This is a genomic window from Arsenicicoccus sp. oral taxon 190, assembly GCF_001189535.1.
In the GTDB taxonomy this organism is placed as follows: Bacteria; Actinomycetota; Actinomycetes; order Actinomycetales; family Dermatophilaceae; genus Arsenicicoccus.
In genome coordinates, this window is the sequence record NZ_CP012070.1 from 810,102 (window position 1) to 824,127 (window position 14,026).

The 14,026-nt window shown below is 73.0% G+C and carries 19 protein-coding genes and 1 pseudogene; 7 read left to right on the top strand and 13 right to left on the bottom strand.

The genetic code is table 11. The features are described from left to right. Positions 1-29: 29 nt before the first annotated feature. Both ADJ73_RS03830 and ADJ73_RS03835 read left to right on the top strand, forming a co-directional pair. On the top strand, positions 30-674 hold the full coding sequence (locus ADJ73_RS03830; RefSeq protein ID WP_050347173.1) for a ClpP family protease: 645 nt from the start codon (positions 30-32) through the stop codon (positions 672-674). Continuing rightward, a complete protein-coding gene (locus tag ADJ73_RS03835; protein ID WP_050347174.1) occupies positions 671-1,273 on the top strand; it encodes a ClpP family protease in 603 nt (200 codons plus the stop codon). The genes ADJ73_RS03830 and ADJ73_RS03835 overlap by 4 nt, the downstream gene beginning before the upstream one ends. 5 nt (positions 1,274-1,278) lie before the next feature. Here ADJ73_RS03835 and ADJ73_RS03840 read toward each other — a convergent pair whose 3' ends face one another. From ADJ73_RS03840 to ADJ73_RS03855, 4 genes are all read right to left on the bottom strand, one after another. Continuing rightward, on the bottom strand, positions 1,279-1,584 hold the full coding sequence (locus ADJ73_RS03840) for a helix-turn-helix domain-containing protein (protein WP_050347175.1): 306 nt from the start codon (positions 1,582-1,584) through the stop codon (positions 1,279-1,281). A 65-nt stretch (positions 1,585-1,649) separates the two neighbouring features. Continuing rightward, positions 1,650-2,666, bottom strand: coding sequence for an acetamidase/formamidase family protein (locus tag ADJ73_RS03845; protein ID WP_050347176.1), 1,017 nt, complete (start codon positions 2,664-2,666; stop codon positions 1,650-1,652). Beyond that, entirely contained in the window at positions 2,666-4,075 is a 1,410-nt protein-coding gene (locus tag ADJ73_RS03850) for an APC family permease (protein ID WP_216593667.1), read from the bottom strand. Before ADJ73_RS03850 ends, ADJ73_RS03845 begins: the two co-directional genes overlap by 1 nt. 88 nt (positions 4,076-4,163) lie before the next feature. Continuing rightward, positions 4,164-5,204 (bottom strand): ABC transporter substrate-binding protein, encoded by a 1,041-nt coding sequence (locus ADJ73_RS03855; protein WP_050349243.1) that lies wholly within the window; start codon positions 5,202-5,204, stop codon positions 4,164-4,166. A gap of 49 nt (positions 5,205-5,253) precedes the next feature. On the opposite strand from ADJ73_RS03855, the gene ADJ73_RS03860 reads away from it, so the two are divergent. Beyond that, positions 5,254-5,667 carry a MarR family winged helix-turn-helix transcriptional regulator gene (locus ADJ73_RS03860; RefSeq protein ID WP_216593668.1) on the top strand — a complete coding sequence of 138 codons (414 nt, stop codon included), beginning with the start codon at positions 5,254-5,256 and terminating at the stop codon, positions 5,665-5,667. A gap of 344 nt (positions 5,668-6,011) precedes the next feature. Then, a complete protein-coding gene (locus ADJ73_RS03865) occupies positions 6,012-6,422 on the top strand; it encodes a pyridoxamine 5'-phosphate oxidase family protein (RefSeq protein WP_050347178.1) in 411 nt (136 codons plus the stop codon). Positions 6,423-6,442: 20 nt separating this feature from the next. Here ADJ73_RS03865 and ADJ73_RS16450 read toward each other — a convergent pair whose 3' ends face one another. Together ADJ73_RS16450 and ADJ73_RS03870 are read right to left on the bottom strand one after the other, a co-directional pair. Continuing rightward, entirely contained in the window at positions 6,443-6,538 is a 96-nt protein-coding gene (locus ADJ73_RS16450; protein ID WP_253272658.1) for a GlsB/YeaQ/YmgE family stress response membrane protein, read from the bottom strand. Between the two features lie 40 nt (positions 6,539-6,578). Continuing rightward, positions 6,579-8,036 (bottom strand): MFS transporter, encoded by a 1,458-nt coding sequence (locus tag ADJ73_RS03870; RefSeq protein WP_367379591.1) that lies wholly within the window; start codon positions 8,034-8,036, stop codon positions 6,579-6,581. 102 nt (positions 8,037-8,138) lie between these two features. Between ADJ73_RS03870 and ADJ73_RS03875 the strand changes: the two genes are divergently transcribed. Genes ADJ73_RS03875 through ADJ73_RS03885 form a run of 3 tightly spaced genes read left to right on the top strand, consistent with a single transcriptional unit; the run spans position 8,139 to position 9,611 of the window. Beyond that, positions 8,139-8,735 (top strand): maleylpyruvate isomerase family mycothiol-dependent enzyme, encoded by a 597-nt coding sequence (locus ADJ73_RS03875; RefSeq protein ID WP_050347179.1) that lies wholly within the window; start codon positions 8,139-8,141, stop codon positions 8,733-8,735. Next, positions 8,732-9,073, top strand: a complete 342-nt coding sequence (locus ADJ73_RS03880) for a DUF2200 domain-containing protein (RefSeq protein ID WP_050347180.1) — start codon at positions 8,732-8,734, stop codon at positions 9,071-9,073. The genes ADJ73_RS03875 and ADJ73_RS03880 overlap by 4 nt, the downstream gene beginning before the upstream one ends. A 28-nt stretch (positions 9,074-9,101) precedes the next feature. Continuing rightward, positions 9,102-9,611 carry a putative immunity protein gene (locus tag ADJ73_RS03885; RefSeq protein ID WP_050347181.1) on the top strand — a complete coding sequence of 170 codons (510 nt, stop codon included), beginning with the start codon at positions 9,102-9,104 and terminating at the stop codon, positions 9,609-9,611. Between the two features lie 63 nt (positions 9,612-9,674). Here ADJ73_RS03885 and ADJ73_RS17440 read toward each other — a convergent pair whose 3' ends face one another. The 7 genes and pseudogenes from ADJ73_RS17440 to ADJ73_RS03915 form a co-directional block, all read right to left on the bottom strand. Then, positions 9,675-9,974, bottom strand: coding sequence for a zinc-binding dehydrogenase (locus ADJ73_RS17440; protein ID WP_253272659.1), 300 nt, complete (start codon positions 9,972-9,974; stop codon positions 9,675-9,677). Between the two features lie 356 nt (positions 9,975-10,330). After that, positions 10,331-10,600, bottom strand: a pseudogene (locus ADJ73_RS17445) (alcohol dehydrogenase catalytic domain-containing protein); the annotation flags it as partial. Positions 10,601-10,832: 232 nt separating this feature from the next. Continuing rightward, positions 10,833-12,077, bottom strand: a complete 1,245-nt coding sequence (locus ADJ73_RS03895; RefSeq protein WP_050347182.1) for an RNA polymerase sigma factor — start codon at positions 12,075-12,077, stop codon at positions 10,833-10,835. Then, entirely contained in the window at positions 12,074-12,460 is a 387-nt protein-coding gene (locus ADJ73_RS03900; RefSeq protein WP_050347183.1) for a YciI family protein, read from the bottom strand. Before ADJ73_RS03900 ends, ADJ73_RS03895 begins: the two co-directional genes overlap by 4 nt. 1 nt (position 12,461) lies before the next feature. After that, positions 12,462-12,854, bottom strand: a complete 393-nt coding sequence (locus tag ADJ73_RS03905) for a YciI family protein (RefSeq protein ID WP_050347184.1) — start codon at positions 12,852-12,854, stop codon at positions 12,462-12,464. 106 nt (positions 12,855-12,960) lie between these two features. Next, positions 12,961-13,554: a GNAT family N-acetyltransferase gene (locus ADJ73_RS03910; RefSeq protein WP_050349245.1), complete on the bottom strand. Its 594-nt coding sequence runs from the start codon at positions 13,552-13,554 to the stop codon at positions 12,961-12,963. 39 nt (positions 13,555-13,593) lie between these two features. Next, positions 13,594-13,998 (bottom strand): SRPBCC family protein, encoded by a 405-nt coding sequence (locus tag ADJ73_RS03915; protein ID WP_050347185.1) that lies wholly within the window; start codon positions 13,996-13,998, stop codon positions 13,594-13,596. Between the last annotated feature and the right edge of the window lie 28 nt (positions 13,999-14,026).

The following is a 14,026-nucleotide window of genomic DNA, read 5'->3' on the forward strand; positions in this document are numbered from 1 at the left end:
GCCGCCCCGACCGGGCGCACGGTGGGACCATGACCACCGAATCCCCGCCCGCCGGGCGCACCCTCGACGAAGACCTCTACCGCCGCCTCTTCGACCGCCGCACCCTGCTCCTCGGCGAGCCGCTCGAGGACTGGAACACGAACCGCCTGTGCAGCGGCCTCGTGCTGCTCGCCGCCGAGGACCCGGCCGCCGACATACGGCTGCTCGTCAACTCGCCCGGCGGGTCGGTGCCGGGGATGCTGGCCATCCGCGACTGCATGCGCGCCATCCCCTGCAACGTGGTGACCGTCAACGTCGGGATGGCTTACAGCGCAGGGCAGTTCCTGCTGAGCTCCGGCACGCGCGGGCGGCGCTACGCGTTGCCGCACTCCAAGGTCCTGCTGCACCAGGGGTCGGCGGGGATCGGGGGGACGGCCATGGACATCGCCATCCAGGCCGACGACCTGCGGCACACGCGGGACACCGTGATCGCGCTCGTCGCCGAGGACACCGGGCAGGACGTCGCGACCGTCGAGCGGGACTCGCGGCGCGACCGCTGGTTCGACGCACAGGCCGCCCTGGACTACGGCTTCGTGGACCACGTCGTCACCTCGATCGACGAGGTACTGCCCGTCGCGCGGCGCCCCGTCGGCCTGGCCGGACCCTTCCCCACCACGGCAGGGGCGTCCCGATGAGCAGCTACACCATCCCCTACGTCACGACCCGGACCAACCAGGGCGAGCGCACCGTCGACATCTACTCGCGGCTGCTGGGCGACCGGATCATCTACCTCGGCACCGAGATCGACGACGGGGTCGCCAACGCGGTCATCGCCCAGCTCATCCACCTGGAGTCGGACAGCCCGGACCGTCCCGTCGAGCTCTACCTCAACTCACCCGGCGGCTCGATCCCGGCGATGCTGGCGATCTACGACGCGATGCAGTACGTCCGCTGCGCCGTGCACACCACCTGCGTCGGGCAGGCCGCCTCGACCGCGGCGGTCCTGCTCGCGGGTGGGGCGGCGGGGCACCGCTCGATGCTGCCCCACGGCCGGGTCGTCATCCACGCGCCGGCCGGGGAGGGGCGGGGAGCCGTGCCGGACCTGATCCTCGAGGCTGACGAGATCGCCCGCGTGCGAACGCTGCTCGAGGACATCTTGGCGCGGCACACCGGCCGGTCGCGCGAGCAGATCCGGGAGGACACCGAGCGGGACCTGATCCTGACCGCGCAGGGTGCGCTGGACTACGGCGTGGTCGACACGATCGTCGCGGCGCGCGCCGACGACCAGGGCTGAGCGGCTCAGGCGGCGAGGCAGACGGGGCCGGTGGAGGTGGCCCGGCTCAGCGTGCTCGATGCGCGGGACGCGACCTCCGCGACGGTCAGGTCGAGCGCGCCGGCGACCGCACCCAGCACCTCCGAGGAGGGGTCCTTGCGACCGCGCTCGATCTCCGAGAGGTACTGCGGCGCGATCCCCGCGCGCTCGGCCAGGTCGGTGATGCGCTGCCCCTGGTCCTGGCGCTCCTGCCGTATGACGCCGCCCACGGCCTCGCGCCACAGCGGCTCGACGGCGGGGCGCCGGCGGGGGAAGCGGATGACGGTGCTCATGGGGGAACGATACGTGCGTGCCGGGCGGGGGACGACCCTCGATCGGGGCCAAAGTGCGCCCTCGATCAACGGTGGGCGAGGTGGTCCCGCCCGGCGGCCGCCAGTCGCTCGTGCACGCCGTCGAAGACCTGGCTGCCTCCGCCGAGCAGCCGGGTCGGCATCTTGGCCACCATCGTGTAGTTGGTGTCCACGACGTTGCCCGCCGGGGCCAGGCCGACCTGGCTGACCAGCTGCAGGGCGTCGAGCAGGTCCAGGCCGGTGAGCTCGCAGACCCACAGCACCATGTCGCGCTGGCTCACGCGGAAGGCGTCCTCCAAGGGCTTCGTGGAGCCCGTGGACATGATGAAGGTGTCGTCCTGCAGGCGCGGCCACGACAGCGGGCTCCCCTTGATGACGTCGACCACGATCGTCGTGGACATGGCCGCCTCGACGGCCGTCCCGCACACCTCGCCCTCGCCCTGTCGGCAGTGCCCGTCGCCGATGGCGAGCAGCGCGCCTGGTTCGTTGACAGGGAGATAGACCGTCGTGCCGGACCGCAGCTCGGGGGTGTCCATGTTGCCGCCGTGCGCGGCGGGCGTGATGGACATCGTGCGTTCGCCGGCCGCCGGCGCCACGCCCACCGTCCCGTGGAACGGGTCCAGGGGCAGCTCGACGCTGAAGTCGCTGCGCCGGGCCTGGTAGCGGCATACGCCTCGGGCGGTGTCCACGTCGTAGATCCAGACCCGCTCCTCCAGGGCCTCGTGCAGCATCGCCGTGGTGCCGGTCGAGGTCAGCGCACCGAAGTGCGGGAAGGTCGACGAGACGGCCCAGTCGCGACGGGGCCGGATCTCCGCGAAGTGCACGGCCAGCGTGTCGCCGGGCTCGGCGCCCTCGACGTGGATCGGCCCGGTCACCGGGTTGAGGTGGGCGAGGTCGCACACCTGCGCGGGCAGGTCCTCCGTGGTGCGGATACGTCCGCCGAAGCAGTCCTCGGTGTCGAGCTGGACGATCGACCCGGCGGGGACCCGCAACCGCGGGGCGTTGCCCCCGAAGGTGTAGGCGACGTTGTCTGCGGTGGGCTCGAGCGAGAACACCTCGGTCATCACGAATCCTCCATGCCAGCCAGCTGCGGCTCTCGGTTGCGGAACTTGAAGACGAGCAGGATGACGACGCCGATCGCCAGCCACACGAACGCCAGGACCTGCGCGGCCACCTTCGCATTGATCACGACGAAGAGCAGGATCCCGAATCCGATCAGCGGGTAGACCAGGTGCCGCAGCCAGTCGCGGCTGCCCTGGCGACGGACGAAGTGGTTGATCACGGCCAGGTGCAGCACGAGGAAGGCCGACAGGGCGCCGAAGTTGACCAGGGTGCTGAGGAGAGTGATCCCGTCGTCCCGCGCGGCCATGTACAGCCCGACGACCAGGGACACGGCAGCCGTGACGAAGGTGGCGTTGACCGGGACCCCGTGCCGCTTGCTCACCACGGCGAGGAAGGACGGCAGCTGGCGGTCGCGCGCCATCGCGTAGAGCAGCCTGGACGTGGCCGCCTGCGCGACCAGGGAGTTGGCGAAACCCCAGGCGATCGCTGTGGCGATCGCGGTGAGGGTGGCCAGCCAGGCGCCACCACCGACCCGGGCCGCGTCGTAGAACGCGGTGCCGTCCGGATCACCGTTGGCCAGCAGGGCCGGAGCGTCCGGTACCAGCATGCTGGCGACCCAGGTCTGGACGATGAAGAGCGTGCCCGCGAGCAGCAACGCGGCGACCATGGCTCGCCCGATGGTCCTGGTGCCCTCGCGGTTCTCCTCGGCGAGCATCGAGATGCCGTCGAACCCGAGGAAGGACAGGACGGCCACCGAGACGGCTCCCAGGACGAGGGGCCAGGTGAAGGTGCCGGGGTTGAAGAACGCGTCCAGGCTGAACCCGTTGCCCTTGCCCTGGGCCACCGCCACGAGACCGATGACCAGGAAGATCCCCAGCACCACGAGCTCGGCGAGCAGCATGACCTTGTTGACCTTGGCGGTCATCTCGATGCCCATGTAGTTCACGATCGTGTTGAGCACGATGAAGGCCACGAGCCACACGGGCACGGGGATGCCCGGCACGATCGAGCTCATGGCGACGCTCGCCACGAGATAGAGCAGGGCGGGGATCAGCACGTAGTCCAGCAGGATGACCCACCCGGTGAGGAAGCCCACCCACGGACGGAACCCGCGTCCGGCATACGTGTAGACCGAGCCGGCCATCGGGAAGGCCTGCACCATCTGGGCGTAGGAGTTCGCGGTGAACATCATGGCGAGCATGCCGATGGCATAGGTCAGCGCGACCATCCCGCCCGAGGACTGGTAGACGCTGCCGAAGATGCCGAACGGCGCGATCGGCACCATGAAGATGAGGCCGTAGACGAGCAGGTCGGTGAAGGTCAGGGACCGGTGCAGCTCCTGCTTGTAGCCGAACTCCTCCAGCGTGTGCTGGCCGTGGTGGTCGTGCGAGGGCGTGGATGAGGTGCTCACGGCCACTCCTAGTGTCAGATGGAACGATTCCAGATGGAAGGATCATCCGGCCGGGTCCCCAAAGCGCAAAAGCCTTCTCAGATCTCGGTCAGACGGAGGCGACAGGGACGAGGTCCAGCCCGTCCGCGCACGCCAGCCTCGAAGGGCGGGCGGGCGAGTGCGGCAGCCCGGCACCGGGCCGTATGGCGGACAGCCGCCCCGCCTGCGCTGCCGACGACACGGCCCGGAGCGCGTCGTAGCACCCGCGCGCGTAGACACCCAGCTGCGGCGCCGCGGCCCCCCACCGAGCCGCATAGCGCGCCGCGAAGCCGTCAGCCGTGTCGCCCACGTACCAGTCCATCGCGGCGTACAGCTCCCCGCTGCAGTCGCCTCCCACCTCGAGCAGACCCACCTCGTCGAGCGAGCCCGACACCCGCACGACCCTGCCCAGCAACCTCGACCCCGCGAACGCCCGGTTGAAGTGCGCGAGATCGCGCCCCACCAGCGAGAGCAGCACGACATTCGCCCGGGTGTCGCTCAACCAGCCGACGAGACGCTCACCGTCGACCCTCCCGAGCGGCGCCAGCATCGAGCCGCGCACCACCCCGCCCGCGTCCTGCACGAGCCGGGTCGCCACCCGGTGCACCGCCTGCGGCCAGATGTAGTCGTTGCCCACCAACGCCCAGCGGCGGAGCCCCGCGCCCACGAGGGACCGGACCGGGGCGGCCAGCTGGCGGCGCGGGTCGGGGCCGATCAGCCCCACCCCCGGCAGCCTCGCCCCGCCCTCGTGGGGGGCGGCGAAGACGTAGGGGACACGGCCGGACGCGACCGGCTCGAGAGCGCGGTGCACGTCGCTCGTGTGGAAGCCGACCACGGCGTCGACAGCGCCCGCGTCGACCAGCCGGCCCAGCTCGCGCGCGCTGCTGGCCGGCGACTGACCAGCGTCCACGAGAGTGACCGTCAGCCGTCGGCCCCGGACCCCGCCCGCGCCGTTGATCTCCTCCGCCGCCATGAGGGAGGCCGCCAGCGCCGCCGGCCGAGCAAGCCCCAGCGCACCGGACCGAGGCAGCGCCAGTGCCACGCGGAACTCCTCCGACGGCCCGAGGACGAGCGAGTCGAGGTAGTCGACGATCAGGGCGGAGTCAGGCATCGGGTCCAGTATCGTCGGAGGACCGGACGTCAGAAAGGACCCCATGGTGATGCCTGACCGGCCGTGCCCCGTGGACGACCTGCTGACGGCCGCCAGGTCGCTGACCAGGGAGCTGTCCAGCATCCTCGAGCCCGACCTGGGCCTGACCGTCGACCAGTGGCGCACGCTCCGCCGCCTCGACCCGCTCTCCGGCGTCACGATGACCGAGCTGGGCGACTCCCTGGGGGCGCCACCGGCCACCACCACGCGCCTGGTCGACTCGCTCGTGGACCGAGGTCTGGCTCACCGCCGAGCGACGGACGGCGACCGGCGGCGCGTCCTGGTCCTGCAGACCGACGAGGGGACCGACCTGGCACGACGGGCGGATGATGTCGTGGCGGAGCGGTCGGCAACCCTGATGGTCGAGGTGGGCCGTCCTCGCGAGGACATCGCCCTTCCCGCGGAGATGCTCCGGGGGTCCTGACGCTTGGGTCCGCACGCTCTGGCGTGCTGACGCTCCGGGCCCTGATCCTGGGTGCCGCTCGCTCCGATGTCCACCCGGTCGGGGCCAGACTGGTCGCAGATCCGACGTCTGGGCGCCGCCGACGTCGGATCTGCGACCGCTCTGTCGGTGCGGCGGGTGCGGCGCCGGCCGGCGGCGGGGGCGGCGCCGGCCGGCGGCGGCTGCGGGTGCTGTGGCGTCGACCGGTCGCCCGCCGCGGGTACGTTGTGGGGCAGACCCAGGCGAGCAGGAGGCAGCATGCCCGACACCCAAGGCTTTTCGCAGGCGCACGAGGTGCGACCCGGGCACGGGCGCGAGGGCTCCCGGTGAGCAGGCACGGGCTGGACTGGGACGACCCGCGGCTCGACGGGTTCTGGTCGCAGCGGCGGTACGCCACGGTGACCACGCTGCGTCGCGACGGGCGCCCCCACACTGTCCCCGTCGCCCCCGTCGTCGACCGCACCGGCCGGAGGGTGCTCATCCTTGCCGCCGGCTCCTCGCAGAAGGTGCGCAACGTCGAGGCCGCCGGCGGCGAGGCGCGAGTCACGGTGTGCGAGATCGACGGTCGCCACTGGGTGACCGTCGAGGGCCGGGCACACGTGGTGCGGGACCCGGCCGTGGTCGCTGATGCGGAGCGTCGCTACGCGGAGCGGTTCCGCCAGCCGCGCGTCAACCCCGAGCGCGTGATCGTGGTGGTCGACGTGGACCGGCTGCTCGGCACCCTCGGCGAGCGCTGAGCAGCCGTCCCCTTACCGCGTCACCGCCGTCGGGTGACGCGTCCCAGGAGCCAGAGCAGGATCACGGCTCCCAGCACCGCGGTGAAGAGGCTGCGGATCAACCCGCCTCCCGCCACGTCGAAGCCGAGCAGCCCCAGCAGCAGCCCGCCGCGCCCCTCATCCGGACCGTCGTGGTGACGACGGTAGACCGACCCAGCTGACCACGCCCCCGGCTGCCAGCAGCCCGGCGCACCACCACATGGCCGCCTGGTACCCGGCCGTCATCGTCGCAGGCTGCAGGTAGTCGTCGCCCGACAGCCCGACCACGGCGGGGAGGGCGGCGACGGCGAGCAGCGAGCCTGCCCGCGCGACAGCGTTGTTGATGCCGCTGGCCACGCCGGCGTGACGATCGGGCGCCGCGGCGAGCACCGCCGCCGTGAGGGGGGACACGAGGGTGACGAGACCGAGGCTGAAGACGACCATCCCCGGCAGGACGTCGAACCACGTCGCCCGCGCCCCGACGCGCAGCAGCAGCACGGCGCCGACGGCGCAGACGATTGGCCCGACCGTCATGGGCAGGCGGGGGCCGATGCGCTGGGCCAGGGCTGCGGCTCGGGAGGACAGCAGCATCAGCGCGATGGTCAGCGGCAGCCCGGACAGGCCCGCCTGCAGGGCGCCCCACCCCCCGGCCTGCAGCTGCAGCACGACGAAGAGGGTGACGGCGCCCAGCGCGCCGTAGACCAGCAGCGTCATGGCGTTGGCCGCGGTGAACACGCGGGAGGCGAAGAGCGTCAGCGGCACCAACGGGTGGCGGCTGTGCCGCTCGACCACGAGGAAGGCGGCTCCCAGCATTACGGCTCCGAGCACCCCCACGACCAGCCGTATGGCGCCGGCCGACCCGGCCACCGTCAGGACGAGGGTCAGCACACCGAGGGCGGCCGCCCCGAGCACCGCCCCCACGACGTCGAACCGGCGGCCTCGGGCCTGCGGGTCGCGGGTCTCGGGGATGGTGCGGGCCGTGAGCAGCACCACCGCCAGGCACAGGGGGATGTTGATGGCGAAGACCCAGCGCCAGGTCGCGTGCTCGACCAACCAGCCGCCGACGAGCGGCCCCAGGGCGGCCGCGATGCCCGAGTACCCCGCCCAGGTCCCGATCGCCGGCGCCCGGTCCTGCGGCCGGAAGGACGACTGGATGATGGCCAGCGCCCCCGGCGTCAGCAGGGCCGCCCCGACGCCCTGGACCACCCGGAGCGCGACGAGCTGCCAAGGGTCCTGGGCGAGGGCGCACAGCGCCGAGGCCACGCCGAACCACACCACCCCGGCCAGGTAGACGCGCCGCCGCCCGAGCCGATCCCCGAGCGCGCCGCCCACCAGGACCAGCGACGCCAGCGCCAGCAGGTAGCCGTTGACGACCCACTGCAGCTGGGCGAGGGACGCGTCGAGGTCGGCTCCGATGCTGCGCAGCGCCACGTTGACCACGCTGCCGTCGAGGATCGCGACGCCGCTGCCCAGGGTCAGACCGGCCAGCGCCGCTCGGCCGCGCGCCGTGCCGCGATCGAGCAGGTCCTTCGAGTCCGGCGGGGCCTGCCTGTCCGATGGGTCCTGCGGATCAGGCGCGGGCGGGGTGTCCTCCACACGCCCAACCTACGTCGCGCGGTGGTCCGGCGTCGGGTGCGTCGGCATACGGGCTCGACGGTCCCCTTGTCCGGAGCTCCCGGTCCCGCCAGGGTAGAAGGCATGACCGACACCTGGACCCTCGTCCACGCCGAGCGCCACGCCCTCATCGACGACCTCGCCACGCTGGACGACGAGCAGTGGGAGTCGGATTCGCTGGCCGCGGGGTGGACCGTCCACGACGTCGCCGCCCACCTCGTGGACAACGCCATGGCCACCCCCCTGGGGCTCGTGGTGGCCATGGCACGGGCGCGCTTCGACTTCGACCGGCAGAACGCCAACGGCGTGGCCGCGCACAAGGGGGCCACACCGGCGCAGACCCTGGCTCGGCTGCGGCAGGTCGCCGACCGCACGAGCGGGCCGCCCGTCGCGCTGGCCAGCCGACTGGTCGAGGAGATCGCGCACGGTGAGGACATCCGTCGGCCGCTCGGCATCGTCCGCGCCTACCCCGCCGAGGCGGTGTGCGCCGCGGTCGAGCACCAGGTCCGGACGCCCGAGGCTCTCGGCGGCGCCAAGAAGCTCGCCGGCCGCGTGCGGCTCGTGGCCGACGACGCCGACCTGGCGGTCGGATCCGGGCCCGAGGTCCGCGCGCCCGCGCTCGAGCTGCTGATGCTCACGACTGGCCGCCCGTCCCGGGCCGACTACCGTCCCACCCCATGAGCCGCATCTTCACCACCAGCGTCGCGTCGGTCTACCCGCACTACGTCACCAAGGTCGAGAAGAAGGGCCGCACCACGGCCGAGCTCAACCAGGTGATCGAGTGGTTGACCGGCTACGACGAGGCTGCCCTGGGCCGCCACCTCGAGGCGGGCACCACCTTCGAGGACTTCTTCGCCGGGGCCCACCTCAACCCGCGCGCGTCCCTGATCACCGGCGTGGTCTGCGGGGTCCGCGTGGAGGACGTCGAGGACCCGCTGATGCAGCGGATCCGCTACCTGGACAAGCTGGTCGACGAGCTGGCCCGGGGCAGGGCGATGGACAAGGTCCTGCGCTCATGACGGGTGGCCACCACCGCGAGGGGACGCGATGATCCTGCCCGCCGTCCGGGACCGGCGGATGGTGACGACCCGCCGCGGCGGCACGCTCACCGACGAGGACCACCAGCTCCTGGCGTTGTGGGCCGCGACCTGCGCCGAGCACGTCCTGGAGCTCTTCGAGGTCGAGCAGCCGCACGACCCGCGGCCGCGGGACGCGATCGAGGCGGCACGTGCCTGGGCGCGCGGCGAGCTGGCCATGATGCAGGCGCGTGCGCTCGGAGGCCACGCCATGGGGGCCGCCCGCCCGCTCGCCGGGTCCGCCCGATTCGCCGCGTATGCCGCCGGCCAGGCCGCCTGCGTCGGACACGTCGCGGAGCACGATCTCGGGGCTGCGGCCTACGCCATCAAGGCAGTTCGCGCCACAGCGCCCGACGACCCGGGCGCGGGCCGGGCCGAGCGGGACTGGCAGCGCTCCCAGCTCCCGCCGCCGATCCGCGCGCTCGTCCTCGACGACCAGGCCCGCCGCGACGACATCTGCTGGTCGGTGTTCTCGGACTGAGCTGGCCGGCGGGGCGCTGATCGGGGAACGCCACATGCACCTGGGGCCATCACGGTTCCCCGATCACGCGCCGACCCCGCCCTCGGCCGTGACCACCGTCTTGCCCGTCGCGTGGCCGGTGGCGACCTGGGCGACCGCGGCAGCCGCCTCCTCGAACGGGAAGGTCGCGTGGATGACGGGCCGTATGCCGCCGCGGGCCACCAGGTCGGCGAGCTCGGCATACACGGCTGCGTCCCGGCGACGCGTGATACCTGAGCCGCCCAGCTCGGTCGCGAGCGCCGGTGCGGCCGAGCTGCGGATCTGCCTGGGACGGCGGACCAGGGCCGCGGCACCCCGCAGCGCGTCCCCGCCGACAGCGTCCACGACGGCGTCGACGCCGCCGGCGCGAGAGCCGCGACGGCCTCGGTCCAGCCGTCCCCCGACGCCACGTGCTCGGCGCCCGCGCTCGTGACCAGGTCCGCCATCGGTGCGCCGGCCACCCCGACGACGCGGGCGCCCAGGTGCCGGGCGAGCTGCACCGCGTGCACGCCCACGCCGCCCCCGGCGCCAAGGACCAGGACGGTGTGGCCGGGCCCGACCGCCAGCTCGCCGAGGGCGTCCCAGGCGGTCCCGATGGCGACGGGGAGGCACGCGGCCTGCTCGGCCTGGACGCCGCGGGGCACGCGGGCCGTCTGCCCGACATCGAGCAGGACCAGTTCGCCCAACGCCCCAGATCCCGAGGCGCACGAACCGAACACGAGCTCACCTGCCCCGAACGTCCCCGACGGGTCCGCCACGACATCGCCCGCGGCCTCGCGCCCCATCGCCATCGGGAAGCGCACCTCGACCTTGCCCTGGCGCTGCCCGCTGCGGACCTTGAGGTCGGCGGGATTCAACCCGGCGGCGCGCAGCCGGACGAGCACGGTCCCCGGCCCGGCCACCGGGTCCGGCACGTCGAGGAAGCGCTCGACCTCGGGCCCGCCATACTCCGTGAAACCGTAGATGCGCATCAGCTCTCCTCCACCTCGTCAGCAGGCTCCAGCAGTGTCCTCCTGGCCGGCGCGGCCAGCCACCGCAGCCACCGGTCGGTCCTCGACGTCACGGCAGGCGCGGGCGCGCGCCGCCCTCAGCGCATCGAGCTTGTTCGACAACGTCAGCCCCCGGAGCACGGACATCACCTCCACGTCGAGCAGGTGGGGCGCACCGATGTCGCCCGCGAGGGCGTCGGGCAGCCCCGCTCCCTCACCCGCGGAGGTCGTCGCGGCGGCGGGCGAGGTAGGCCTGCTCGGCCGGGTTGTCCGTGAGCGCGAGCGCCCGGTCGTATGCCGCCCGCGCCTCCCAGTCGCGTCCGAGCCGCCGCAGCAGGTCGGCGCGGGTGGCGTGCAGCGCGTGGTAGCCGTCGAGGGCTGCGGCCACCTCGTCGACCTCGGCGAGGCCGCGGGCTGCGCCATACAGCTCGGCGACGGCGACCCCACGGTTGAGCCGGACGATCGGCGACGGGTCCACGACCAGCAACCGGTCGTAGAGCGTCACCACCTGCCCCCAGTCGGTCTCCTGCGCCGAACGGGCATGCGTGTGGACGGCATTGATCGCCGCGAGCAGCTGGTAGCGACCCGGCGGCCCACCTCCCGCCGCGACCGCGTCGACGCACTCGCGGACGAGCACGTGACCTTCGCGGACCAGCGCGCGGTCCCACCGACCGCGGTCCTGCTCCCCCAGCGTCACCAGCTCCCCGGCCTCGTCCACCCGAGCGGCCCGGCGAGCGTCGGTCAGCAGCATCAGGGCGAGCAGCCCGCTGACCTCCCCCTCGTCCGGGAGCAGCGCGTGCAGCAGCCGCCCGAGCCGGATCGCCTCGTCGGTGAGGTCGGCGCGGAGGGGCTGGTCGCCATACGTCGCGAGGTAGCCCTCGTTGAAGATCAGGAAGACCACCGCCAGAACCCCCGCCAGCCGCTCGCGGACGTCGCCGTCCGACGGGACGCGGTAGGGGATGTGCGCGGCCTTGATCTTGGCCTTGGCGCGCGTGATCCGTCGCGCCATCGTCGTCTCCTGGACCAGGAAGGCGCGGGCGATCTCGGCGACCGTGAGGCCACCGATCAGCCTCAGCGTCAAGGCGACTCGGGACTCCATGGCGAGCGCGGGGTGGCAGCAGGTGAAGACGAGCCGGAGCCGGTCGTCCTGCACCGGGCCGGTGGGGGCGGGCGGGGTGTCGTCGACCAGCAGGTGGCCCGCCTCGTGCTTCTCGTCGCGCCGGGACTCGCGCCGCAGCCGATCGATGGCCCGGCGCGTGGCCGTGGTGGTGAGCCAGCCGCCGGGGTTGGGCGGTATGCCGTCCCGGGGCCAGCGTTCGACCGCGGCGACCCAGGCGTCGGCGGCGGCCTCCTCGGCGAGGTCGAGGTCACCGAACCGGCGCGCCAGAGAGGCGACCACCCGCGCCCACTCCTCGCGGTGGGTGCGGGCGATCGCCTCCTGGACGCCCGACCCGGTCACGCGTCGAGCATCTCCTGGACGGACTCGGCGGTCTGGAAGGGGCGGACCTCGACCGTGCCGCGGCAGGCCTTGGAGCCCGCGGCAGCCAGCTCGATGGCCTGGTCGAGGTCGCGCGCCTCGATGACCCAGAAGCCGCCGAGGTGCTCCTTGGCCTCGAGGTAGGGCCCGTCGGTGACGATCGGCCGGTCGCCCTGGCCGTCCACGGTGGTGGCGGTGGCGACGGGCTCGAGGCCGTCGGCATGCAGGAGATGGCCCTCCCGCTGGAGCATCTCGTTGAACGCTCCCGTGTCGGCGAACGCCTCGAGCATGGCCTCCTTGGACGCGTAGCTCCCGTACGTCCCGCGCTCGGCGGGCCCGAAGACGGACAACAGGTACTTCGGCATGTCATTCCTCCGTGCTGGTGGGGGCTGCGCGGTCCGCGGCCGCGCCGATCGGGGGTGGGAAGCGGTGCACCTCCTGGGGCCAGTCGAGCGCCACCGCGAGCCGTCCGGCCCAGTGCCGCGCGGCCTCGTCGTCAGCCGCCTGGATGACGGTGAATCCGCCGAGGTGCTCCTTGGACTCGGCATACGGCCCGTCGGCGAAGACGGGGGCGCCGTCGCGGGCCTCGACGTGGCACACCACGGTCGAGGCGTCCAGGCCGCCGTCTCCGAAGACGAAGACGCCCGCCTCCTCCATCTCCCGGATCACCGTCATCGCGGCGGCGGACTTCTGCTGCAGCTGCTCGGGCGTGTGGGGGGACACCCACTCGTCGTTGAACGCGATCAGGTACTGGGTCACATCGACTCCTTCCGTCGGTCGACTCCCCCGTCGGGGGCTCATCATGACCACGAACGCGGGACGCCGGATACGACACCCCCGCCCGGTCCGTCCGCGTCGCCCGCGCTCACAGCTCGATCGCCACCATGGCGCGACGCTTCGAGGGGCGGTGGACCACCTCGAACCCGGCGTCCAGGTAGACCGCCAGCGGCCCCGGGTGCTCCTCGCCCCACGTCGCGTCCGGCACCGTGATGGGGTAGGCCTCGAGCCGTCTTGCCCCGCACGCGCGGGCGTGCGGGACGGCGGCGGCCGCGAGCGCCCGCGCCACCCCCTGACCTCGCATGCCCGGGCGGGTGAGCAGGCAGGTGATCGCCCACACGTCCGGGTCCAGCCGGTCCTCGTGGCGACCGCGCCAGGCGGTCTGGTTGGCGTTGCGGACCAGACCTTCGTATGCCGAGCGCGGGGCCACCGCGCACCACCCGGCCGGCTCGCCGTCGAGGTGCGCGACCAGGCCGCTGGTGCGGGGGGAGTCGGCGTCGCCGCACGCCGCCTGCTCCCGCAACCGCTCCGCGCGGACCTCGACCGGCGTGTTGCCGAAGGCCTCGCCGCGCGCGAGCCGGTAGCGCTGGCAACGGCACTCGGCCGCGCCGCCACGCGTGCCGAAGATCGCGTCGAGGGCCGAGCAGGGCACCTCGTTGGCGGGCGCCGTCGTGATGCTCATGGCTGTCGTCGTCGCGCTCACCACGGTCACGGCGACCGATCAGGCGTGCGCCTTCTCGGCGGCCTCCTTGATCCCGGCCACCGCCTCGTCGACGCCGTCCTGGATGCGGTCGCCCTGGCGGTCGGTGCTGATACGGACCGTGGCGGAGCACGAGCTGTCGTCGATGGGGTCGAGATCGACCTGGCCGGTGTAGTTGTTGGGGCCCTGCGAGCCCCACGTGAGGGTCTTGTCGGCCTGCTCGACCTTGATCCACGCCTCGCCCTCGACGTCACGCTGCTCGCCGTCGTGCTCGATGCGGGCCGTGACGGTGACCTTGTCGCCCTCGGTGCGCTTGGCGGAGGTCACGCGGGGGAAGTAGGTGGGCAGGTTGTCCACATCGGACAGGTAGGCGAACAGCTCGGCAGCGGGGACATCGATGGTCGTCGTCGACTCATAGGTGGTCATGGCGTGAAGGTACCCTCGGGCAGCAGCG

What these genes read in the sequence shown, in the direction of transcription:
- ADJ73_RS03830 (WP_050347173.1), top strand. Translation starts at nt 30, where the DNA reads ATGACCACCGAATCCCCGCCCGCCGGGCGCACCCTCGACGAAGACCTC.
- ADJ73_RS03835 (WP_050347174.1), top strand. Translation starts at nt 671, where the DNA reads ATGAGCAGCTACACCATCCCCTACGTCACGACCCGGACCAACCAGGGC.
- ADJ73_RS03840 (WP_050347175.1), bottom strand. Translation starts at nt 1,584, where the DNA reads ATGAGCACCGTCATCCGCTTCCCCCGCCGGCGCCCCGCCGTCGAGCCG.
- ADJ73_RS03845 (WP_050347176.1), bottom strand. Translation starts at nt 2,666, where the DNA reads ATGACCGAGGTGTTCTCGCTCGAGCCCACCGCAGACAACGTCGCCTAC.
- ADJ73_RS03855 (WP_050349243.1), bottom strand. Translation starts at nt 5,204, where the DNA reads ATGCCTGACTCCGCCCTGATCGTCGACTACCTCGACTCGCTCGTCCTC.
- ADJ73_RS03860 (WP_216593668.1), top strand. Translation starts at nt 5,254, where the DNA reads ATGCCTGACCGGCCGTGCCCCGTGGACGACCTGCTGACGGCCGCCAGG.
- ADJ73_RS03875 (WP_050347179.1), top strand. Translation starts at nt 8,139, where the DNA reads ATGACCGACACCTGGACCCTCGTCCACGCCGAGCGCCACGCCCTCATC.
- ADJ73_RS03880 (WP_050347180.1), top strand. Translation starts at nt 8,732, where the DNA reads ATGAGCCGCATCTTCACCACCAGCGTCGCGTCGGTCTACCCGCACTAC.
- ADJ73_RS03885 (WP_050347181.1), top strand. Translation starts at nt 9,102, where the DNA reads ATGATCCTGCCCGCCGTCCGGGACCGGCGGATGGTGACGACCCGCCGC.
- ADJ73_RS03900 (WP_050347183.1), bottom strand. Translation starts at nt 12,460, where the DNA reads ATGCCGAAGTACCTGTTGTCCGTCTTCGGGCCCGCCGAGCGCGGGACG.
- ADJ73_RS03910 (WP_050349245.1), bottom strand. Translation starts at nt 13,554, where the DNA reads ATGAGCATCACGACGGCGCCCGCCAACGAGGTGCCCTGCTCGGCCCTC.
- ADJ73_RS03915 (WP_050347185.1), bottom strand. Translation starts at nt 13,998, where the DNA reads ATGACCACCTATGAGTCGACGACGACCATCGATGTCCCCGCTGCCGAG.